The organism is Sphaerisporangium sp. TRM90804 (assembly GCF_029846175.1).
Taxonomy (GTDB): Bacteria; Actinomycetota; Actinomycetes; order Streptosporangiales; family Streptosporangiaceae; genus Sphaerisporangium.
In genome coordinates this window covers 144,397-164,570 of sequence record NZ_JARWAC010000026.1, presented here as the reverse complement: position 1 = coordinate 164,570, position 20,174 = coordinate 144,397, and the positions used below count along the sequence as shown (strand labels likewise).

16 protein-coding genes are annotated in these 20,174 nt (G+C 71.9%); 4 read left to right on the top strand and 12 right to left on the bottom strand.

Annotated elements, in window-relative coordinates; genetic code table 11:
• Window positions 1-79 precede the first annotated feature (79 nt).
• The gene (locus PYR91_RS29470; protein WP_279785026.1) at window positions 80-2,443 is read left to right on the top strand and encodes an ExeM/NucH family extracellular endonuclease; all 2,364 of its coding nucleotides are present in this window, start codon (window positions 80-82) and stop codon (window positions 2,441-2,443) included.
• Window positions 2,444-2,561: 118 nt separating this feature from the next.
• On the opposite strand, the gene PYR91_RS29465 is transcribed toward PYR91_RS29470, so the two are convergent.
• Window positions 2,562-3,140 carry a hypothetical protein gene (locus PYR91_RS29465; protein ID WP_279785024.1) on the bottom strand — a complete coding sequence of 193 codons (579 nt, stop codon included), beginning with the start codon at window positions 3,138-3,140 and terminating at the stop codon, window positions 2,562-2,564.
• A gap of 514 nt (window positions 3,141-3,654) precedes the next feature.
• Between PYR91_RS29465 and trxA the strand changes: the two genes are divergently transcribed.
• Window positions 3,655-4,071: a thioredoxin gene (gene trxA / locus PYR91_RS29460; RefSeq protein WP_347943639.1), complete on the top strand. Its 417-nt coding sequence runs from the start codon at window positions 3,655-3,657 to the stop codon at window positions 4,069-4,071.
• 219 nt (window positions 4,072-4,290) lie between these two features.
• Here the strand turns inward: trxA and PYR91_RS29455 are convergent, their stop codons facing one another.
• Both PYR91_RS29455 and PYR91_RS29450 read right to left on the bottom strand, forming a co-directional pair.
• Window positions 4,291-5,631, bottom strand: coding sequence for a 3-deoxy-7-phosphoheptulonate synthase class II (locus tag PYR91_RS29455; RefSeq protein WP_279785020.1), 1,341 nt, complete (start codon window positions 5,629-5,631; stop codon window positions 4,291-4,293).
• Between the two features lie 65 nt (window positions 5,632-5,696).
• Window positions 5,697-6,929: an FAD-dependent oxidoreductase gene (locus tag PYR91_RS29450; protein ID WP_279785018.1), complete on the bottom strand. Its 1,233-nt coding sequence runs from the start codon at window positions 6,927-6,929 to the stop codon at window positions 5,697-5,699.
• A gap of 165 nt (window positions 6,930-7,094) precedes the next feature.
• On the opposite strand from PYR91_RS29450, the gene PYR91_RS29445 reads away from it, so the two are divergent.
• Window positions 7,095-7,604 (top strand): hypothetical protein, encoded by a 510-nt coding sequence (locus tag PYR91_RS29445; protein ID WP_279785016.1) that lies wholly within the window; start codon window positions 7,095-7,097, stop codon window positions 7,602-7,604.
• A gap of 144 nt (window positions 7,605-7,748) precedes the next feature.
• Here PYR91_RS29445 and PYR91_RS29440 read toward each other — a convergent pair whose 3' ends face one another.
• From PYR91_RS29440 to pip, 3 genes are all read right to left on the bottom strand, one after another.
• The gene (locus tag PYR91_RS29440) at window positions 7,749-8,744 is read right to left on the bottom strand and encodes a phosphotransferase (protein ID WP_279785013.1); all 996 of its coding nucleotides are present in this window, start codon (window positions 8,742-8,744) and stop codon (window positions 7,749-7,751) included.
• A 125-nt stretch (window positions 8,745-8,869) separates the two neighbouring features.
• Window positions 8,870-9,751, bottom strand: coding sequence for an aldose 1-epimerase family protein (locus tag PYR91_RS29435; RefSeq protein WP_279785011.1), 882 nt, complete (start codon window positions 9,749-9,751; stop codon window positions 8,870-8,872).
• Between the two features lie 369 nt (window positions 9,752-10,120).
• Complete coding sequence (gene pip, locus PYR91_RS29430) at window positions 10,121-11,077, bottom strand: prolyl aminopeptidase (RefSeq protein ID WP_279785008.1); 957 nt, start codon at window positions 11,075-11,077, stop codon at window positions 10,121-10,123.
• A 97-nt stretch (window positions 11,078-11,174) separates the two neighbouring features.
• Here pip and PYR91_RS29425 point away from each other — a divergent pair, with 97 nt between their 5' ends.
• Window positions 11,175-12,743 carry an FAD-dependent monooxygenase gene (locus PYR91_RS29425; RefSeq protein WP_279785006.1) on the top strand — a complete coding sequence of 523 codons (1,569 nt, stop codon included), beginning with the start codon at window positions 11,175-11,177 and terminating at the stop codon, window positions 12,741-12,743.
• 146 nt (window positions 12,744-12,889) lie between these two features.
• On the opposite strand, the gene PYR91_RS29420 is transcribed toward PYR91_RS29425, so the two are convergent.
• From PYR91_RS29420 to PYR91_RS29395, 6 genes are all read right to left on the bottom strand, one after another.
• Window positions 12,890-14,209 carry a GH1 family beta-glucosidase gene (locus tag PYR91_RS29420; protein WP_279785004.1) on the bottom strand — a complete coding sequence of 440 codons (1,320 nt, stop codon included), beginning with the start codon at window positions 14,207-14,209 and terminating at the stop codon, window positions 12,890-12,892.
• A 38-nt stretch (window positions 14,210-14,247) separates the two neighbouring features.
• Window positions 14,248-15,267 carry a LacI family DNA-binding transcriptional regulator gene (locus tag PYR91_RS29415; protein ID WP_279785002.1) on the bottom strand — a complete coding sequence of 340 codons (1,020 nt, stop codon included), beginning with the start codon at window positions 15,265-15,267 and terminating at the stop codon, window positions 14,248-14,250.
• 28 nt (window positions 15,268-15,295) lie between these two features.
• Window positions 15,296-16,723, bottom strand: coding sequence for a GH1 family beta-glucosidase (locus PYR91_RS29410; RefSeq protein WP_279785000.1), 1,428 nt, complete (start codon window positions 16,721-16,723; stop codon window positions 15,296-15,298).
• Window positions 16,720-17,577: a carbohydrate ABC transporter permease gene (locus tag PYR91_RS29405; RefSeq protein WP_279784998.1), complete on the bottom strand. Its 858-nt coding sequence runs from the start codon at window positions 17,575-17,577 to the stop codon at window positions 16,720-16,722. Before PYR91_RS29405 ends, PYR91_RS29410 begins: the two co-directional genes overlap by 4 nt.
• Window positions 17,578-17,600: 23 nt before the next feature.
• A complete protein-coding gene (locus tag PYR91_RS29400; RefSeq protein ID WP_279784996.1) occupies window positions 17,601-18,581 on the bottom strand; it encodes a sugar ABC transporter permease in 981 nt (326 codons plus the stop codon).
• Between the two features lie 113 nt (window positions 18,582-18,694).
• Window positions 18,695-20,023 (bottom strand): extracellular solute-binding protein, encoded by a 1,329-nt coding sequence (locus PYR91_RS29395; protein WP_279784994.1) that lies wholly within the window; start codon window positions 20,021-20,023, stop codon window positions 18,695-18,697.
• Window positions 20,024-20,174: the final 151 nt, after the last annotated feature.

Below are 20,174 nucleotides of genomic sequence, written 5' to 3'. Positions count from 1 at the left end.
CCGTCAAGGTTGCCTTAATTCACCTTCTATCTAGTTCTAGTACGAGATATAAAACTTTCGGACGCTTACGCTCCCGGTCATGCGTGCTCTATCCCGGGCGTTCGCCGCCCTAGTCGCCGTCGGCGTGGCCGTCGCCGGCGCCGCCGTCTCCTCGTCCCCGGCCTCGGCCGCCCCCGGGACCGTCGTGATCAGCCAGGTCTACGGGGGCGGAGGCAACTCCGGCGCCCCGTTCACCAACGACTTCGTCGAGCTGTTCAACCGCAGCGGCTCGGAGGTCTCCCTGGCCGGCTGGTCCGTCCAGTACGCCAGCGCGAGCGGCACCGGGCACTTCGCCGCGAACAAGGTCGACCTGTCCGGCACGCTCGCGCCCGGCCGGTACCACCTGGTGCAGCTCGGGGCCGGGACGACGCCGAGCGAGCCGCTGCCGGCGCCCGACACCACGGGCGCCCTGGCCCTCAGCGCCACCGCGGGCAAGGTGGCCCTGGTCGAGTCGGCCGACGGTCTCGCCTGCAACGGCGGATCGACGGCCTGCACGCCCGAGCAGCTCGCGCTCGTGGCCGATCTGGTCGGCTACGGCGCCGCGAACTTCTCCGAGGGCGCCGCGGCGCCCGCCCTCACCAACACCACCTCGGCGCTGCGGGCCGGCGGCGGATGCGCGGACACCGACGCCAACGCCGCGGACTTCTCCGCGGGCGCGCCCGCGCCGCGCAACTCCGCCACCCCCGCCGCGCCCTGCGACGGCACCCCCACCCCCACGGCCACCCCGACCGTGACCCCGACCGTGACGCCGACGCCCACCCCGACGCCCACGCCCACGGCGGAGCCGTGTGAGGCCGCGGCGACCCACCAGATCGCCCAGGTGCAGGGAAGCGGCGCGGCCAGCCCCCTGGCCGGCACCGCCGTGCGCGTCGAAGGCGTCGTGACCGGCGACTTCCAGGCCGCCGGCGGCCTCAGCGGCTTCTACGTCCAGGACCCGACCCCCGACGCCGACCCGGCCACCTCCGACGCGGTCTTCGTCTTCTCGAGCACGCCCGTCGAGACCGGCGACAAGGTGCGCGTCGACGGCACCGTCACGGAGTTCAACGGCCTCACCGAGCTGGCCTCGGTGACCTCCGTGGAGGTGTGCGGGACCGGCACGATCAAGCCCAGGACGGTGAAGCTGCCGATCGCCTCCGGCGCGAGCTACGAGCCGCTGGAGGGCGTCCTGGTCACCTTCCCCGAGCAGCTGACCGTCTCGGAGGTCTACAACCTGGCGCGCTTCGGCGAGCTCACCCTGTCGTCGGAGGGCCGGCTCTTCCAGCCCACCGACCGCCAGAACGTCGACCCGGCCCTGAACCAGCGCCGCCAGATCCTGCTCGACGACGCCTCCAGCGTGCAGAACCCGCCGGTCCTGCCGTACCGCACGGCCGGGTCCACCACCGTGCGGGTGGGTGACGGCGTCACCGGCCTGACCGGCGTGCTGACCTACGGTTTCGACCTCTACCGGATCCAGCCCACCAAGCAGGTCGCGCTGAAGACCGGCGAGCCGCGCCGCGCCAAGCCCGAGAAGGTCGGCGGCGACGTCCAGGTGGCCGGCTTCAACACCCTCAACTGGTTCACCACCCTGGGCTCGCGCGGCGCCACCACCGCCGCCGAGCGCGACCGGCAGCTCCCCAAGCTCGTCGCGGCGCTCAAGGGCCTGAACGCCGACGTGGTGGGCCTGATGGAGGTCGAGAACAACGGCGCCACGGCGCTGAACGCCCTCGTGGACGCGCTGAACGCCGAGGTCGGCGCCGGCACGTACAAGGGCGTCGTCTCGCCGGTGCCCGGCACCGACGCCATCCAGGTGGCGCTCATCTACAAGCCCGCCGTGCTCAAGCCGGTCGGCGCGACGCGCTCCTCCACCGACCCGGTGTTCCGCAGGCCGCCGCTGATCCAGACGTTCCAGCGGGTCAAGGGCGGCGACGGCACCGCCTTCACCATGATCGTCAACCACTTCAAGTCGAAGGGCTGTGACGGCGCCACCGGGCCCGAGGCCGACCAGGGTGACGGCCAGAGCTGCTTCAACCCCGAGCGCGTCCGCCAGGCCCAGGCCGTCCTCGGCCTGATCGACACCCTCGGCCTTTCCAACCCGGTGGTGCTCGGCGACCTCAACGCCTATGGCGAGGAGGACCCGATCGACACCCTGGAGGCCGGCGGCCTGACCAGCGTCACCAAGAAGTTCGTCCCCAGGAACGACCGTTACAGCTACGTCTTCGGCGGCCTGTCCGGCGAGCTGGACCACGCCATGGTCGGCAAGAAGCTGCTCAAGCGGGTCACCGACGCGACGATCTGGCACATCAACGCCGACGAGGGCCGGTTCCTGGACTACAACACCGAGTTCAACCCGCCGTCGCTGTACTCTCCCGGCCCGTTCCGCTCCTCCGACCACGATCCCGTGCTCTTCGGGCTCGACCTGAAGTAGCTCGCGAGCTCGACCTCACGACGTGACGAGACCTCCGCGGGCCGCCCGGCCCGCGGAGGTCTCGTCACGTCGCGCGGGGGTCCACGCCGCGATCGGCGCCGACCGGCCCGGCCGGGCGTCAGCTCACCGGGGCGTCACCGTAGTAGACCTTGTAGTCGCCGCCGTCGTCGGTGAACGGCATCACCGCGGTCTGGCCCGCCACCACGGTGGCGTAGCTGTCGCCCAGGATGTCGTCGTTGACGAGATAGGAGTCGACGGTGGACCGCAGGACGCTCCGCAGGCCGGCGATCCTCTCGCTCTTGGACTTCCAGAAATAGATCTGCCAGGCGTTGTGCATGTTGTTACCAATCCACTGGATCTCCTGTGCCGTCAGATCCTTGGCGTCGTCCTGATCGAGCATCACGCTGATGGTGAGCGCCCCGGCCTGCGCCGAGTTCGAGATGACCGTGTTCGCGATGTACGTGTGGCCGGAATCGGTGCTGATACCGGGATCGACCTCTACCGTGGTGTCGAGGTCGGGATTTCCCGGGTTTCCGATGAACACAAGGAAGTACGGATTGTCGGCGCCGAACAGGTCGCTCCGCTCGATACAGTCGATCTTCGTGATGCGCAGCGCCCCCGCGGCCGCCGCGTTCGCCGGGACGGCGGCGGACAGGACCGGGGCGGTCGACGCGGCGAGCACGGCCAGGATGCCCACAGCGCGCCGGACCTTGCGTGACAGATGTGACATGGGATTTCCCTTCCATCGCACACCCCGAAGGGAAGTGCGCCTGCGGATGAATCGGCTTTCGCACGCCGTTATGGCGCCCAGGGCCGCCGGTGAGCCCTTTTCCGAATCGTGGAGCGAATCGCTCGCACACCGAGGAAGCTACTTCCCGGGCTCGAATTCCCCGTCAGGGAAATCCCCCAGAACGCCACCCAAACAATCGGGCGGAAATCGTCGCCGCGTGCCGCGGCGAGTCCGGGCGCGCCCGCCGGGGGCCCCTCCGGGCGCGACGGCCGTGCGCCCGCCCCGGTTCCCGCTCCTTCGGCCCCGGCCGGGCTCCGTCCCGCCGGGAGCCCGCGGACTCCGATCGCTTGAGATCCTGGTGCGGGACGCCGCCGCCGGTGGCGCCCCGTGACCGGACGGCACCCGGAGGGCCCGCCCTGGCCGGTGAGACCAGGAATGAGCGCGCCGGGCCGTTGGTTATGCCTGCCGGAACCGACGAGAAATGAGACGAGGACCACCAGTGGCGACCATCGCGGTGACCGACAAGAACTTCAACGAGATCGCCGACCAGGGGATTGTGCTGCTCGACTTCTGGGCTTCCTGGTGCGGGCCCTGCCGCGTCTTCGGGCCGGTCTTCGAGAAGGCTTCGCAGAAGCACGAGGACATCACCTTCGGCAAGATCGACACCGAGGCCGAGCGGGCGCTCGCCGAGGGCTTCGACATCACCTCCATCCCGACCGTCATGGCGATCCGCGACGGCATCGTCGTCTTCGCCCAGCCGGGCGCCCTGCCCGAGCCCGCCCTGGAGGACCTGATCCGCCAGGTCCGCGAGCTCGACATGGAGGCCGTACGCAAGGAGATCTCCGACGACATCGACGCGGGCCGCGCCGAGGGCCCGGAGGACGGCCGCAGGCCCTGACGCGCCCGGTGGCGACCCCACCCCGCCGGCGGGCAGACCGCGGGCGGGGCTTCAGGCGTGAGCCTGTGTGCCGATGACACGGCCCGGCCGGTTCCGGAACGACGACAGGGGCCCTCCCGTACGACGGGAGGGCCCCTGCACGTTTCGCGGCCGGACGGCCCGCGCGGTCAGGACGGACGGCACGGCGCCCGCGTCAGGGCGAGGAGCCGCGACTCGGGGTCAGGACGAGCGGTACAGCTCGGCCACCCGGAACGCCAGGTCGAGCGACTGTCCACGGTTCAACCGCGGGTCGCAGGCGGTCTCGTACCTCAGCGCCAGGTCGGTCTCGACGATGGGGTGGCCGCCGCCGACGCACTCGGTGACGTCGTCGCCGGTGAACTCGATGTGGATGCCGCCCGGGTGGGTGCCCAGCGCGCGGTGCACCTCGAAGAAGCCCGCCACCTCGTCGAGCACGTCGTCGAGCCTGCGGGTCTTGTGGCCGCTCGGCGCCTCGAAGGTGTTGCCGTGCATGGGGTCGCAGATCCAGGCGACCTGCGCGCCGCTCGCCCTGACCTTCTCGACCAGCGTGGGCAGCGCGTCGCGCACCCGGGTGGCGCCCATGCGCGCGATGAACGTCAGCCGGCCGGCCTCGTTGGCCGGGTTGAGCTTGTCGATCAGCGCGAGGGCCTCCTCGGGGGAGGTGGTCGGCCCGAGCTTGACGCCGATGGGGTTGCGGATGCGGCTGAAGAACTCCACGTGGGCGCCGTCGAGCTGCCGGGTGCGCTCGCCGATCCACACCATGTGGGCCGACACGTCGTACGGCAGGCCGGTGCGCGAGTCTACGCGCGTGAGGGCCCGGTCGTAGTCGAGGATCAGCGCCTCGTGCGAGGAGTAGAACTCCACGGAGTGGAACTCCTCGGGATCGGCGCGGCAGGCGTGCATGAACGCCAGCGCCTGGTCGATCTCGCGGGCGAGCTGCTCGTAGCGGCGGCCCGCCGGCGACTCGGCCACGAAGTCCTGGTTCCAGGCGTGCACCTGGCGCAGGTCGGCGTAGCCGCCCTTGGTGAAGGCCCGGGCGAGGTTGAGCGTGACCGCCGAGGAGTGGTAGGCCCGCAGCAGCCGCGCGGGGTCGGGGGTGCGCGACTCGGGGGTGAAGTCGAAGCCGTTCACCATGTCGCCCCGGTAGGCCGGGAGCTCGACCCCGCCCCGGACCTCGGTGCCCTTCGAACGCGGCTTGGCGAACTGCCCCGCCAGCCGGCCGATCTTGACGACCGGGACGCGCCCGGCGTAGGTGAGCACGATGGCCATCTGCAACAGCGTCTTCAGCTTGTCGCGGACGTTGTCGGCGGTCGCCCCGGCGAAGGTCTCGGCGCAGTCGCCGCCCTGCAGGACGAAGGCCTCGCCCCTCGCCACGGAGGCCATGCGGGCCTTGAGGTCGTCGCACTCGCCGGCGAACACCAGCGGCGGCAGGGTGCCCAGCTCGGCCACCACCCGCCCGAGAGCGGCGGAGTCGGGCCAGTCGGGCTGCTGTGCCGCGGGCAGGCTCCGCCAGGAATCCAGGTCGATAGGTTCGGCGCTCACGCTAAGAGGCTATGACACCGACCCCTCCCCGGCCGAGTCGCCGTCCACAGAGTGAGAAAGGCCTCTCATCCGGGGGTGCCGGCGACCGGGCGCGGCGGGGTGGTCGCGGGGGAGCGGACGTGCTCGGGAAGCACCCCCAGGCCGATGAACCGGCGGACGACCGGCCCGACGACCAGCAGGCGTGACGGGTCGGCCGGGAAGCGCACGGGGCGGGCCGCGCCCTGGAGCGCCGGGCGGATCAGGCGGTCCTGCACGACGCGCTGGGCGAACTGGGTGATCACCGTCGGCAGGGCGCGGCGGCGCTGCACCCGGTGCAGCAGCGACTCGGGCGCCCGCCCGGCGCTCAGGGGCCCGGCGAGCAGGTTGGCGGCGGCCACCGCGTCCTGGATGGCCAGGTTGATGCCGACCCCGAAGATCGGGGACATCGCGTGGGCGGCGTCGCCGATCAGCAGCAGCCCCGGGCGGTGCCAGCGGCGCACCCGGTTCAGCGCGACGCGCAGCACGCCGACCTCATCGAAGCCCGCCAGCTCCTCCATGCGGCCGGCCAGGAAGGGCAGCAGTCGGCCGACGGACGCGCGCAGCGACTCGATGCCGTCCTCGCGGAGCCGGTCGAAGCCGTCCTTGGGGATGACGTAGGCGAGCTGCCAGTAGGTGCCGCGGGGGATCGCGACCATGAGGCGGCCGGCGGACAGGCGCAGGAACGGCTCCTCCCCGTCGCCCGGCAGGGCGGGCACCCGGAACCAGACGACGTCCATGGGGGCGCCCCGCTCCACGGGCGTCAGCCCCGCCGCCCGCCGGACGTCGGAGTGGCGCCCGTCGGCGCCGACGGTGAGCGTGGCGCGCAGCTCGTGCTCGCCGTCCGCGTCGCGGTAGCGGACGCCGCGGGCCGCGCCGCCCTCGCGGATCAGCCCCACCACCTCGGCGCCCATGAGCAGCCGGAAGTTGGGATACCGGCTCGCGGCACGGGTGACCAGGTCGAGGAACTCCCACTGCGGCACGAAGGCGATGTAGGGGTACTTGTGCCGCAGCCCGGCGAACGAGGCCAGCGGCACGACGCCGTCGTCGGTCATGATCTGCATGCCGTACGCCTTGCGGTGCGGCAGGGCCTGCAGCTCCCCGGCCAGCCCCAGCTCGTCCAGCACCTGGAGCGTCGACGGATGCAGGGTGTCGCCGCGGAAGTCGCGCAGGAAGTCGTCGTGCTTCTCCAGCAGCGTGACCTCGACGCCGGCGCGGGCCATCAGCAGCGCGAGCACGGCCCCGGCGGGGCCGCCTCCGGCGATCACGCATGTGTTCGACATATTCATCACCCGTTGAATTTATCGCATGGATCCCCCGGATGAAAGGACCTCTTCCATCGGCCTACCCACACGGGCCCGAGTAGGAATAAGGGGGGCCCTCCTGGGCAGTCGGAGGTCGGCCCCCTCCCCGGGGCCGGCATCGAGGCGACGTGGAGTTGAGGTCACATGATTGTGCTGGGCCTGCTTTTGATCGTGCTCGCCGGCGCGGGCCTTATCGCGGTGGCGAACGACGAGACCGGCGGCGTTACGGCGTCGATCACGGTCCTGGACCGTACGCTCCAGCTCACCAACCTGGAGCTCTTCCTCGCCGGGGCGGCCACCGCCGCGGTCTTCCTGATCGGCCTGATGATGCTCACCGGCGGCATGCGCCGGGCGGGCGTCCGCCGGAAGAAGGCCGTCGCGGCCCGCGCCGAGACGCGCGACCGCGTCGCGCGCCTGGAGGAGGAGAAGCGCCGGCTGGAGCGCAAGCTGGAGAAGGAGAGCGCCGCCACGGCGGAGACCCCCGCGGGCAAGCACGCCAACGTGCCCGACCGTGACGGCGACGGCGTGCCCGACCGCACCGCCGCCCCCGCCTCGGCCGAGCCGGTCGTCGCGGGCGGCAGGCCGGCCGCGGACCGGCAGCCGGCCACCGACCAGCTCGTCGCGGGCAACCCCCGGCGTGACAGCGGTGTGTGACACGCCGGCGCGAGCCGGCGGCAGGACGTGCGCGGCCGCCTGGGGACCTGGTCCCTGGGCGGCTCTGCCCGTCCGCCGCCGCCTGTCCCGGCCGGTGGGCCACCGCTGCGCGCGCCGCGTCCGCTTCGGCCGGGCGCGGTCCCGTCACCCCCTGAGCAGGGCCAGGCTCTTCGTGAGACCGGCGGTCGCCTGGTCGCGGATCCGGGTGTAGTACTTCGCCGGATACTGCCGCGGCCCGTTCTCCACCAGCAGGATGAGGTTCAGGTAGATGCGGTAGAGCTCCTCCCTCACCCTCGCCTCGGGCGTCAGGACGAGCGTGCCGCCCGCCTCCCGGTAGCCCGCCACGAGCGGATCGTCCTCGCTCAGCTCGCCGAAGAGGGTCGGGGTGATGAAGTCGGCCAGCGGGTCGCCCCAGAAGGCCCGTTCGTGGTCGATCAGCGCCTGGATGCGCGGCGGCTCCCCGGGGGTCAGTGACAGGAACACGTTGCCGGGCCACACGTCGAAGTGCACCAGCGAGGGTGTCGTGACCTCCTCCAGCGCCCGCGCGTTGCCGTGGACGGCGCCCGCCACCTCCACCTGCGAGCAGGGCAGCGGGATGGCGTAGCGCACGGCGTCGTCCAGCAGGGCGCCGGTCATCACGATGAACGCCTCACGCCAGGTCGGGCCGGTCAGGCCCGCGATCGGGTAGCCGAAGACGCCCTCGCCGGGGATGGCGTGCAGGGCGGCCAGGTGCCCGCCCAGCTCGCGCCGCAGCGCCGCGTCGTCGGCCTCGCCGAGGGACTCGGCCCGATTCCACGGGACGCCGTCCAGCTCGGCCATGATCAGGTAGTCGCCGCCCAGCTCGGGGTCGTCGAAGCCCGAGTGCAGCAGTCGGGGGAGCGGCAGCCCGGCGGGGCCGGCCAGGTGGTACACCAGCGCCTCGGTGCGCAGCAGGTCGCGCTCGTAGCGCAGCAGGTCGATGTCGGGCGGCGGGGCGACCTTCAGCACCACCCGCCGGCCGTCGTCGAGCACCAGCCGCCAGACGGCGTTGGCGAACCCGTCGGTGAGCTCCTCCGAGGACACGACGCCGGCGCCCAGCGTGCCGCCGATCAGCGCGTCGATCTGGGCCGCCGGCAGCCGGCGCTTCGTCCTGCTCTCCATGTCACTTCGCTTCGGCTCGTCGGGACTGCCCGGGCCGGGCCGTGGCGAACCGGGCCGGGGTCACGGGTGGTCGGGGTCTGGTGGGGGCCTTGACAGCCCGGCCGGGTGCTTCCGGCGCCGGGTCCTCAGAGGGGGGAGATGGTCCAGGCGGCTTCGTGCTTCTCGCCTGGACCGAGCACGATGAGGTCGGTGCCGGAGTTGAAGGCGTCCGGAGGGCAGGTCATCGGCTCGACGGCCAGGCCGGGATGGCCGAAGCCCGTGCCCGTGCACACCTGGACCCACGGCATCGCCGAGGCGTCCCACGCGATCTGCACGCCGCCCTCGGCGCCGAGCACGCGCACCCGGGTGACGCCGTCCGCGGCCGGGGTCAGGCCGGTGAACGCCTCGTCCAGGACGGTGTCGCCGATCGGGCGCTCGGCGCGGAAGTCGTACGGGGTGCCCTGGACGTCGGTGAGCTCGCGGGGGAGCAGCACCTCGTCGGTGAGCAGGACGCGGCCGGCGGGCAGTTCGAGCCGCCAGCCCTCCTTGGGGCCGTCGCCGGCGAGCAGCCACGGGTGGGGGCCGCACCCGTAAGGCGCCGGCTCGTCGCCGGTGTTCTCGGCCGTGAGCGTGGTGGTGAGCCCCTGGGCGTTGAGGGTGTAGCGCACCCGCATCGCCAGGCGGAACGGGTAGCCGGGCGACGGCTCGACGGTGTGCGCGAGGCCCGCGAACCCCGGGCCCTCCTCGGCGAGCTGCCAGGGGGCGAACGCGACCAGGCCGTGCAGGGCGTGGCCGCGCTCGGGCTCGTTGATCGGCACCGACAGGGACCGGCCCCCGAAGGTGTAGCGCCCGCGGGCGAGGCGGTTGGGCCAGGGGGCCAGCAGGGTGCCGCTGTAGTACGGGATGGGGCCGTCCTGCGGCCAGCTCGTCACCAGGTCGCGGTCGCCGTGCCTGAGCACGCGCAGGGCCGCTCCCGCCTTGGTTATCTCGGCGTGGAAGCCTCCACCGCGGACAACGAGCTGTGGCACGGGAGATGTCCTCTCATCGACGCGCGGACGCCGGATCCGGGCGGCCAGGGCGGGCGCGCCTCCATCATCCACGTCCCCGTCAGGCGGCCAAAATCCGGCCGCCGTGCCGGTGGGGGAGTGGGAGCGCTCCCATTAACGGCCACAAGGTAAGGGGTGCCGGTCGGGGCGTCAACCACGGCCACTCGCCCGCCCGCCGCGGGCCGCCGTCGCCCGCGCGACGACCGCGCAGGTCATTCCGCGTTTTGCCGGTCCTCGCGGACCGGGCGCCCGGCCCGGCCCGCATGTACGTTTCCCGGAGGCCGGGCGCGGGCGGTGCCCGGCCCGCCCGTGCGCGGGAGGACCGGGGACACGGGCCGTGACCGATTTCGGTCAGGGCCGGAAGCGGTCGGTGGCCTCGATGACGTGGTGCAGGGTCGCGGGCTCGTCGCCGGCGTGGCCGGCGCCCTCGACCATCACGAAGTCGGCCCGCGGCCAGGCGCGGTGCAGCTCCCAGGCGGTGAAGGGCGGCGTGCACATGTCGTACCGGCCCTGGACGATCACGCCGGGGACGTCGCGCAGCCTGCCCGCGTCCCGCAGGAGCTGGTCCTCGGCGAGGAAGGCGTGGTTGCGCAGGTAGTGCAGCTCGATGCGCGCGAAGCCGAGCGCCACGTCGGCGCGGGCGTGCATGGCCACCAGGTCGGGCCTCGGCAGCAGGGCGGCCGTCGAGCCCTCCCAGACGCTCCAGGCGAGGGCCGCCTCGGCGCGCACCGCGGGGTCGGGGTCGTTCACCCTGCGGTGGTAGGCGGCCACCAGGTCGCCGCGCTCGTGCTCGGGGATCGGCGCCACCAGGGCCTCCCAGGCGTCGGGGAACAGCCCGGGGCCGCCGACCTGGTAGACCCACCGCAGCTCCCGGGGGCGGAACATGCACACCCCCCGCAGGATCAGCTCGCTGACCCGCTCTGGGTGGCTCTGGGCGTACGCCAGCCCCAGCGTGGTGCCCCACGACCCGCCCAGCACCGTCCACCGCTCCACGCCGGACGCCACCCGCAGCCGCTCGATGTCGCGCACCAGGTGCCAGGTGGTGTTGGCCGACAGGCTCGCGCCGCCCGCGCCCGCGCGCGGGGTGCTCCGGCCGCACCCGCGCTGGTCGAACAGCAGCACGCGGTACGCCTCGGGGTCGAACAGCCGCCGGTGGGCCGGCAGGCAGCCTCCGCCGGGCCCGCCGTGCAGGAACACCGCCGGCTTGCCCCGCGGGTCGCCGCACAGTTCCCAGTAGAGGCGCTGGCCGTCTCCGACGTCCAGCACGCCCGTCTCGTAGGGCTCGATCTCCGGATAGAACGTCCGCACGCGTGCCTCCCGCCGCCGGCCTCCCACCCTAGATCGCGGATCGGCCGGCCGATGTCGGCCCCTTCTATTTCATCGGATGATGAATTAGTCTGGAGGCATGACAACTGATGTGCTGGTGGTGGGGGCCGGCCCCACCGGGCTGACGATGGCGGGGGAGCTGCGGCGGCACGGCCTCGACGTGCGTATCGTCGACCGGGCTCCCGAGCCGGCGCGGACGTCGCGCGCGCTGGTGGTCCAGTCGCGCACCCTGGAGATCCTCGACGACCTCGGCGTCGCCGACGCGGCGATCGCCGAGGGGCGCCTGGTCGACGGGTTCACCGGGGTCTTCTCCGGCGGCAGGTCGGCGCACATGAACCTCGGCGCCGACCTGTCGGCCCTGCCCGAGCTGGACACCCGCTACCCCCGGCCGCTGATGCTCTCGCAGGACCGCACCGAGGCGCTGCTCGCCGCCAACCTGGAGGGGCTCGGCGTGCGCGTGGAGCGCGGCCTCGGGCTGGAGTCGTACCGGGAGACCGGCGAGGGGGTGACGGCCACGCTGCGCCGCGCCGACGGGCGCGAGGAGCCGGCCGAGGCGCGCTGGATCGTCGGCTGCGACGGGGCGCACAGCGCCGTGCGCCGGTCGGCGGGCATCCCGTTCGACGGGGTCACTTACGAGCGCGAGTTCATCATGGCCGACGCCCGCCTCGACTGGGACCTGCCCGACGGCGAGCTGTACGTCTTCCCGGGCGAGGGGCTGTTCGCCGCCTGGTCGATGCCGGGCAAGCGCCGCTTCCGCGTGTTCGGCGACGTCCCGGCGGGGGAGGGCGACCCGACGATGGCCGACTTCCAGCGCATGCTCGACGAGCGGGTCCCGGTTCCGGCGAAGGTGATCGACACGGCGTGGGTGTCCCGCTACCGGCTGCACCGGCGCGGCGTGCCGCGCTACCGGGCCGGGCGGGCCTTCCTGGCGGGCGACGCCGCCCACATCCACAGCCCGGTGGGCGGGCAGGGGATGAACACCGGCATCCAGGACGCCTACAACCTGGCCTGGAAGCTGGCCCTGGGGGGCGAGGAGCTGCTCGACACCTACCACGCCGAGCGGCGGCCGGTGGGGGAGGCGCTGCTGCGCACGACCGACCGCGCCTTCGGCGTCGTGATCGCCGACTCCTGGACGGCCAGGCAGGTGCGCACACGGTTCGTCCCCAACGTGCTGCCGAAGCTGCTCGACCGGCCCGCGGTCCAGCGCCTGGCCGTCGGCCTGATCTCCCAGCTCAAGATCAAGTATCCCGGCAGCCCGCTGTCCGGGCAGTCGGGGCGCTGGAGCGGCGGCCCGGAGCCCGGTTCACGGGCCTGGGACGCCCCGCTCCCGGGCGATCGCCGCCTGTACGACGTGCTGCGCGGCCCCCACCACACCGTGCTCCTGTTCGGAGCCGCCGCCACCCCGTCCCGCGCCCGCCGCCTGGAGGAGCGCCACGGCCCCCGCCTGATCGCCCGGGCCGTCACCACCGACGGCCCCGCGGACGGCACGCCCGTCCTGCCCGACCCCGGAGGCGTCCTCCACAGGCGCTACGACGCCTCCCGGCGCCCCGCCGCCTACGTCATCCGCCCCGACGGCCACATCGCCTTCCGCACCCGCGACCCCGCCGCCCTGGAATCCGATCTCACCCACCGCCTCCCCACCCCCTGACCACCGCCGCCCCGGAGGCGCCCAAGGGCTGAGCCTGGCGGTGCCTCTGCCGCCGCCTCCGGCGCCGACGGGCGGAACTCGGGCGAGGGGGTGTGGGTGGCTGCCGTGGGGGTGGTGCCGGCTTTCCCCGGCAGGCGCGGCCGGCCCTAGGTGAGGCGGCCGGTGGCGACGACGTCGCGGTACCAGAGGGCGCTGTCCTTGAGGGTGCGCTTCTGGGTCTCGTAGTCGACGTGGACGATGCCGAAGCGGGGGTCGTAGCCCTCGGCCCATTCGAAGTTGTCCAGCAGCGACCAGACGAAGTAACCCTCGACCGGGACGCCCTCCGAGAGGGCGGCGTGCACGGCGGTCAGGTGGTCGCGCAGGAAGGTGACGCGGGCGGTGTCGTGGACGCGGCCGTCCGGGGCCACCTCGTCGGGGGCGGGGACGCCGTTCTCGGTGACGTAGAGCGGCACGGCGGGGTAGTCGCGCTTCAGGCGGACCAGGAGGTCGTACAGACCGCCGGGGAAGATCTCCAGCCACTCCAGCTGCGCCGTCGGGTGCTTGAGCACGCGCTCACCGGCGGCGTCGACGAAGTGGGAGGTGTAGTACTGCACGCCCAGCAGGTCGATCGGCTCGCTGATCGCCGCCAGGTCGCCGTCCCGGATGAAGGACGGCATCGGGCTGCGCTCGGCGATCCACGCCAGCGTGTCCTCGGGGTAGGCGCCCCGGAAGACGGGGTCGAGGTAGAGGCGGTTCTCCAGGCCGTCCTTGTGGCGCACCGCCTCGGCCGTGCCGGGGGCGTCGTCGGCGGGGTAGGCGGGGTGAAGGTTCAGCGCGGGGCCGATGCGCCGCCCCGGGTGCCGGTCGTGCAGCACCCGCGAGGCGCGCCCGTGGGCGAGCAGCAGGTGGTGCAGGGCGACGAAGGCACGCCCGTCGTCCTGGACGCCGGGCGCGTGCACGCCCGAACGGTAGCCGCACTCCACGACGGTCTTGGGCTCGTTGACGGTCAGCCAGTCGCGGATGTCCAGGGCGTCGAAGACGATCTCGGCGTAGTCGGCGAACCGCTCGGCGGTGTCGCGGTTCTCCCAGCCGCCCTTGTCCTGCAGCCGCTGGGGGAGGTCCCAGTGGAACAGCGTGGCCATCGGGGCGATGCCGCGCTCGCCGAGGCCGTCGGCCAGGCGGCGGTAGAAGTCGAGCCCGCGCTGGTCGGGACGGCCCGCGCCGTCGGGCTGGACGCGCGGCCAGGCGATGGAGAAGCGGTAGGCGTCCAGCCCGAGCGACGCCATCACGTCGAGGTCCTCGGCGGAGCGGTGGTAGTGCTCGACGGCCCCGTCGCCGGTGGCGCCGTCCTTGACGTTGCCGGGGACGGCGCAGAAGGTGTCCCACACCGACGGGCCGCGCCCGTCCTCGGCGGTGGCGCCTTCGATCTGGTAGGCGGAGGTCGCCGCCCCCCAGACGAAGTCGGCGGGGAAGAGCGGGTCGGCCACGGTGGTCTCCTGGGGGAGTGGTCGCAAGGGGCCGCGCCTCAGGCGGAGCCCCGCTCGACCAGGTGGGTGTCGAGGATCACGACCGGCTGCTCCAGGCGCTCGCCGTTGATGCGGGAGACCAGGAGCTGGGCCATCTGGCGGCCCATGTCCTCGGTGGGCTGGTGGACGCTGGTCAGCGGAGGCGTGGTGTGGGCGGCGGTCGCGGAGTCGTCGAAGCCGATCACGGCGACGTCGCCGGGGATGGAGGCGCCGCGCTCCTTGAGCACGCGCATCGCCCCGATCGCCATCGGGTCGGACGCGGTGAAGACGGCGTCCAGGATGGGGTGCTCGTCGAGCAGCCGCCCCATCGCCGCGGCGCCGCTGGCCTCGCTGAAGTCGCCGTACGCCACCAGCTCGGGCATGCCGGTGGCGAGCAGCGCGTCGCGGTAGCCGGCGAGGCGGTCGACGCCCACGCCCATGTCCTGCGAGCCGGCGATGGTGGCGATCTGCCGGCGGCCCTTGCCCAGCAGGTACTTCACCGCCTGCCGGGCGCCGGCCCGGTTGTCCATGTCGACGTAGCTGTACGGCGTGAAGCCGACGGGACGGCCGCCGAGGACGGTGGGCACTCCCATCTCCTCCAGCCGGCCGGGCAGCGGGTCGGCGCCGTGCAGCGAGATCAGCAGGACGCCGTCGACGTGCTGCCCGGTGAGGTAGAGCTCCAGGCGGTCGTGCTCGTCACGCGACTGGGCCATCGCGAGGATGAGCTGCAGCCCGGTCTCCGACAGCGAGGAGCCGATGCCGCGGATGATGCCCGCGAAGAACGGCTCGTCGAAGATGCGCTGCTCCGACTCCGACACGACCAGCGCGATCGTGTCGGTGCGCCTGGTGACCAGGGTGCGCGCCGCCCGGTTGGGCACGTAGCCGAGCTCGTCGATCGCCTGCCGCACGGCCTCACGCGCCTTCTCGCTCACCTTCGGCGAGCCGTTGATGACGCGTGACACCGTGCCGCGGCCGACGCCGGCCCGGGCGGCCACCGCCTCAAGGGTCGGTCGCGCTCCCGAGCGGCGGTCCCCGTTCATGACTAGTGCCCCCTCCTGAGGTTTGGCATTATTCTGCCGGACCGCGGAGGCCACCTCTGCGTATGGCTTCGGCGTACCAGCGGGCGCTGGCCTTGGGGATCCGGCGCTGGGTGGGATAGTCGACGTAAACCAGCCCGAACCTCTTGCCGTAACCCCACGCCCACTCGAAATTGTCCATCAGAGACCAGGCGAAGTAACCCTGCAGCGGTATGCCCGCCTCGATGGCCGTGTGGCAGGTGCGCAGGTGCGCCTCGATGTAGGCCAGGCGCTCGGCGTCGTCGATCTCGCCGTCCTTGACGACGTCCTCGAAGGCCGCGCCGTTCTCGGAGATGACCAGCGGGATCCCGGGGTAGTCGCGGTCGACCCGCTGGAGCACCTCCAGCAGCCCGCTGTCGTCGATCTCCCAGCCCATCGAGGTCACGGGGCGGCCGCCGTTGACGAACGACACGTGCTCGCTGCCCGGCCACGGCGACCCGGCGCCGGTGGGCGCGGCGGCGGCCGACGCGGCGCCGCCCGGCTTCCCCGACACGGTGAAACGGCTGTAGTAGTTGACCATCAGCGTGTCGAACGGCGTCGCGATGGTCGCCATGTCGCCGTCCTCGATGAAGTCGATCGCGGTGACCTCGCGCAGATCGTCGAGCACGTCCTCCGGGTAGACGCCCTTGAGCAGGGCGTCCAGGAAGAACCGGTTCTGCAGGCCGTCGATGCGGCGGGCCGCGTCCAGGTCGGCGGGGTCCTCGCTGGCCGGGGTGACGGCGTACAGGTTGACCGAGCCGCCGATGCGGGCGGTCTCGCTCTGGGCCCGCAGGGCCTGGACGGCCAGGCCGTGGGCGAGGTTGAGGTGGTGGGCGGCCCGCACCGAGGCCGCGGGCTCGCGCCGTCCCGGCGCGTGCTCGCCCGAGGAGTACCCGAGGAAGGCGGCGCACCAGGGCTCGTTGACCGTGCTCCAGTTGCGCACGCGGTCGCCGAGGGCCTGGTGGACGCAGGCCGCGAAGTCGGCGAAGCGCTTCGACGTGTCCCGTGCGGGCCACCCGCCGAGGTCCTCCAGGGCCTGCGGCAGGTCCCAGTGGTAGAGGGTCAGCCACGGCTCGACGCCGCGGGCGAGCAGCTCGTCCACCAGGCGCCGGTAGAAGTCCAGGCCGGCCTGGTTCACCCGCCCGGCGCCGTCGGGCATGATCCGCGGCCAGGACACCGAGAACCGGTACGCGGTCAGGCCGAGGTCGGCCATGACCGCGACGTCGTCGCGGAAGCGGTTGTAGTGGTCGATGGCGACGTCGGCGTTCTCTCCGTTGAGGACGCGGCCCGGCTGCCGGACGAACGTGTCCCAGATCGACGTGCCTCGCCCGTCGACGCCGGTGGCGCCTTCGATCTGGTACGCCGAGGTGGCGGCGCCCCACACGAACCCGGTGGGGAACGCCAGTGCGCCGGTCTGGTGTTGAGTCTGCTGCGTGGTCACGCTTTGACCGCACCTTCCATGAGTCCGCCGACGATCTGCCGGCCGAACGCGACGAAAACGAAAATGAGGGGCAGTACGGAGAGTGCTGTGCCGGTGAAGATCAGGACGTAGTCCGTGGCGTGGGCCGCGGTGAGGAAGCTGATCGAGACCTGCACCGTCGGGTTCTCCGGCGTCAGGACGATCAGCGGCCACAGGAACTCGTTCCAGTTGAGCATGAAGGTCTGCAGTGCCAGCACGGCCATGCCGGGGCGTACGGCGGGCAGGATCACGTTCCACCAGATGCGCATCGTCGACGCGCCGTCCACGCGGGCGGCCTCGACCAGTTCCTCGGGCACCGCCTGGCGGGTGTACTGGGTCATCAGGAACACGCCGAACCCGTTGAGCAGGTACGGCAGGATGACGGCCTTGAGCGTCCCGACCCAGCCCAGCTCCACCATGAGCTGGTAGAGCGGGACGATGCCCATCTGCTGCAGGGGCACCATCATGGTGAGCAGGATCGAGCCGAGCAGCAGGTTCCGGCCGCGGAAGTGCAGCCGGGCGAAGGCGAAGCCCGCGAACGTCGAGATGAGGACCACCGAGATCGTCACCGACGAGGTCACGATGAGCGAGTTCAGCATGCCCTGCAGGAAGTGGGCGTCCTCGGTGGCGAGCACCCGCTGGATGTTCTCGCCCAGGTTGCCTCCGGGCAGCAGCGGCGGCGGCACGTCCACGGCGTCGGAGTTGGTGCGCGACGCGATGATGACCATCCAGTAGATCGGGAAGATCGACAGGATGACCGTCGCGAGGAGGGCGACCTTGGTCAGCGGCGTGGCCACGAACGGGTCGCGCCTGCTCCTGCGGCGGCCGCCGCTCACCGGCCTCCTCTGTGTGAGCGCGGTCACTGGTTGCCCCCGATCCGGCGGATGAACGTGTAGTTGATCGCGACGCCGACGAGGATCAGGATGAACAGCAGCCACGCGGCCGCCGCGGCGTAGCCGTAGTCGAAGTCCCTGAAGCCTTCTTTGACGATGTACATCGCGATCGTCTGGAACTGGCCGGTGCTGCCGCCCTCCATCCGGTTGCTGCCGAACATCACCGGTTCGGCGAACAACGTCAGGCCGCCGATGGTGGAGACGAAGACCGTGAAGATGATGGTCGGGCGGATCATCGGGAGCGTGATGCTCCAGAACTGCCGGCGGGAGCTCGCCCCGTCGATGGACGCGGCCTCGTACAGGTCGCGGGGGATCGTCTGCATGCCGGCGAGGTAGATGATCGCGTTGTAGCCGGTCCACCGCCAGTCGACCATGGTCGCGATGGCGATCCAGGAGGACCACTTGGCGTTCTGCCAGTTGATGTTCTCCACGCCGAAGAACCCGAGCAGCCAGTTGACCATGCCGAAGTCACGGCCGAAGAGCTGGGTGAAGACGATGGCCACCGCGACCACGGAGGTCACCAGCGGGATCAGCACGCCGAGGCGGAAGAACAGCCGCCCGCGCAGCCGCTTGTTCAGGGCGTTGGCGAGCATCAGGGCCAGGACGAGCTGCGGCACGGTCGCCAGGACGAAGATGCCGACGGTGTTGACCACCGCGTTCCAGAAGGAGGCGTCGGTCAGCAGGTTGGCGTAGTTCTCCAGGCCCGTGAAGGCGGCGTCGCCCCCGGCCAGCTCGTAGTCGTGCAGCGAGACCCACAGCGTGAAGACCAGCGGGAACAGGCCGAACACGGCGAACAGCAAGAAGTACGGCGAGATGAGGAGGTACGGGGTGGCCCGGATGTCGAACTGGGAGAGGAACCGGCGCTGTGGCCCGGCGTGGTGCCGCCCCGGCCGGAGCCGGGGCGGCGGTACCGGGTCCGCCCGCTGGCTGTGGAGGTTGACGCTCATGGAGGCGTCCTTTCGCGGTCGGAGCGGGGGCGGCGTGCCGCCCCCGCTCGAACGGAAGGTCACCGGTCCGCCGGGAGTCCGGGCGGCGGACCGGTGACGATCGGGGGGACCGGTCAGCCCGCCGCCTTCTGGCCCACCTCGCCGAACCGCTGCCAGGCCTGGCCGTAGGGCACCGCGCCCTGGTCCATGCCGATGACGACCTGCTCCACCGCGGCCTTCACCTGCGCGTGCTTCTCACCGAGGAAGGTGGGCTGCAGCGACTTGATCGACGGGCCGAAGATCTCGCCGATCGGCGCGTTGTTGAAGTACTCGTTGGTCGCGCTCTTCAGGTCGGGGCTGTCCTGCGCGGGGATCGTGCTCGGCAGGTTGCCGCCCTCCTTGAACGCCATGAGCTGGGCCTCCGGGCTCGTCAGGTAGCTGGCCAGCTCGGCGGCCTCCTTCGGGTGCTTGGACTGCTTGGGCACGGCGAGCCAGGAGCCGCCCCAGTTGCCGCCGCCGCCGGGCACGGTCGCGACGTCCCACTTGCCCTTGAACTCCTCGCCGGCGGTGCCGGACACCACGCCGAGCATCCAGCCCGGGCAGCCCAGGGTCGCGAACTGCGACTTGACGAAGCCGGTGTTCCACGGGTCGGTGAAGTTCTGCAGCTTCGCGGTGAGCCCCGCCTGGCTGATCTTCTGCGTGAAGTCGAAGGCCGTCTTCACCGCCGGGTTCTTGTCGGCGATGAGCTGCTGGTCCTTGTCGAAGTACGTGACGTTGCCGTTCTTGGCGGCCTCCTGCGACAGCACCACGTTGTAGATGGTGTTCACGCTGTCGACGAACTTGGCGTCCTTGACCTTCGACTGGAAGTCCTGGCCGGCCTTGATGAAGTCGTCCCAGGTGGCCCAGAGCTTGGAGACCTCGTCGCGGTCGGTGGGCAGGCCGGCCTTCTTGAACAGGTCGGTGCGGTAGCAGATGCTCATGCCGCCCACGTCGGTGCCGAGGGCGAACAGCTTGCCCTCAGCGTTCAGGCCGTTCTCCCACTTCCAGGCGGGGAAGTCGGCCTGGCGGCTCTGCAGGCCGTACTGGCCCAGGTCGGTGAAGAACTGCGGACGGGCCTTGGCCAGGCCCATGCCACCCTCGTCGATGCCCACCACGTCGCCCGCGCCGGTGCCCGACTGCAACCACTGCAGCATCTGCGGCCAATAGACGTTCTCGAAGCTGTCGGTCAGGTTGTTGTACTTGACCTGCACGTTCGGGTGCTCGGCGTTCCACTTCTCGACGGCCGCCTTGTAGCCGAAGTTGGTGCCGCCGCCGAAGGTCTGCAGCGTGAGGGTGATCTTCTCAGGCGCCGCGGCAGAGGAGCCGCCGGTCTGGCCCCCGGTGTCGCCTGATCCACAAGCGGCGCTGACGGCCAGTGCGGCTGTCATCACCGATGCGACCGCGAGCATCTTGCCGCGGCGCATATTTCCTATCATTCCGGACCCCTCTCAGGTGGTGGGAGATGCATCGAGGGCCGGCCCCGACAGTCGGGCCCCGCGATGTGCTGGATCCCTCTGTCGGATCCGCAGGGGATGATCCCGGCGGACGAGGTTTGGGAGCGCTCCCACGAAGAGT

Bases quoted from the DNA above. Each gene is read 5' to 3' on its own strand.
- trxA (WP_347943639.1), top strand. From the start codon at position 3,655: ATGAGACGAGGACCACCAGTGGCGACCATCGCGGTGACCGACAAGAAC.
- PYR91_RS29425 (WP_279785006.1), top strand. From the start codon at position 11,175: ATGACAACTGATGTGCTGGTGGTGGGGGCCGGCCCCACCGGGCTGACG.
- PYR91_RS29440 (WP_279785013.1), bottom strand. From the start codon at position 8,744: ATGGAGAGCAGGACGAAGCGCCGGCTGCCGGCGGCCCAGATCGACGCG.
- PYR91_RS29470 (WP_279785026.1), top strand. From the start codon at position 80: ATGCGTGCTCTATCCCGGGCGTTCGCCGCCCTAGTCGCCGTCGGCGTG.
- PYR91_RS29450 (WP_279785018.1), bottom strand. From the start codon at position 6,929: ATGTCGAACACATGCGTGATCGCCGGAGGCGGCCCCGCCGGGGCCGTG.
- PYR91_RS29400 (WP_279784996.1), bottom strand. From the start codon at position 18,581: ATGAGCGTCAACCTCCACAGCCAGCGGGCGGACCCGGTACCGCCGCCC.
- PYR91_RS29415 (WP_279785002.1), bottom strand. From the start codon at position 15,267: ATGAACGGGGACCGCCGCTCGGGAGCGCGACCGACCCTTGAGGCGGTG.
- PYR91_RS29445 (WP_279785016.1), top strand. From the start codon at position 7,095: ATGATTGTGCTGGGCCTGCTTTTGATCGTGCTCGCCGGCGCGGGCCTT.
- PYR91_RS29395 (WP_279784994.1), bottom strand. From the start codon at position 20,023: ATGCGCCGCGGCAAGATGCTCGCGGTCGCATCGGTGATGACAGCCGCA.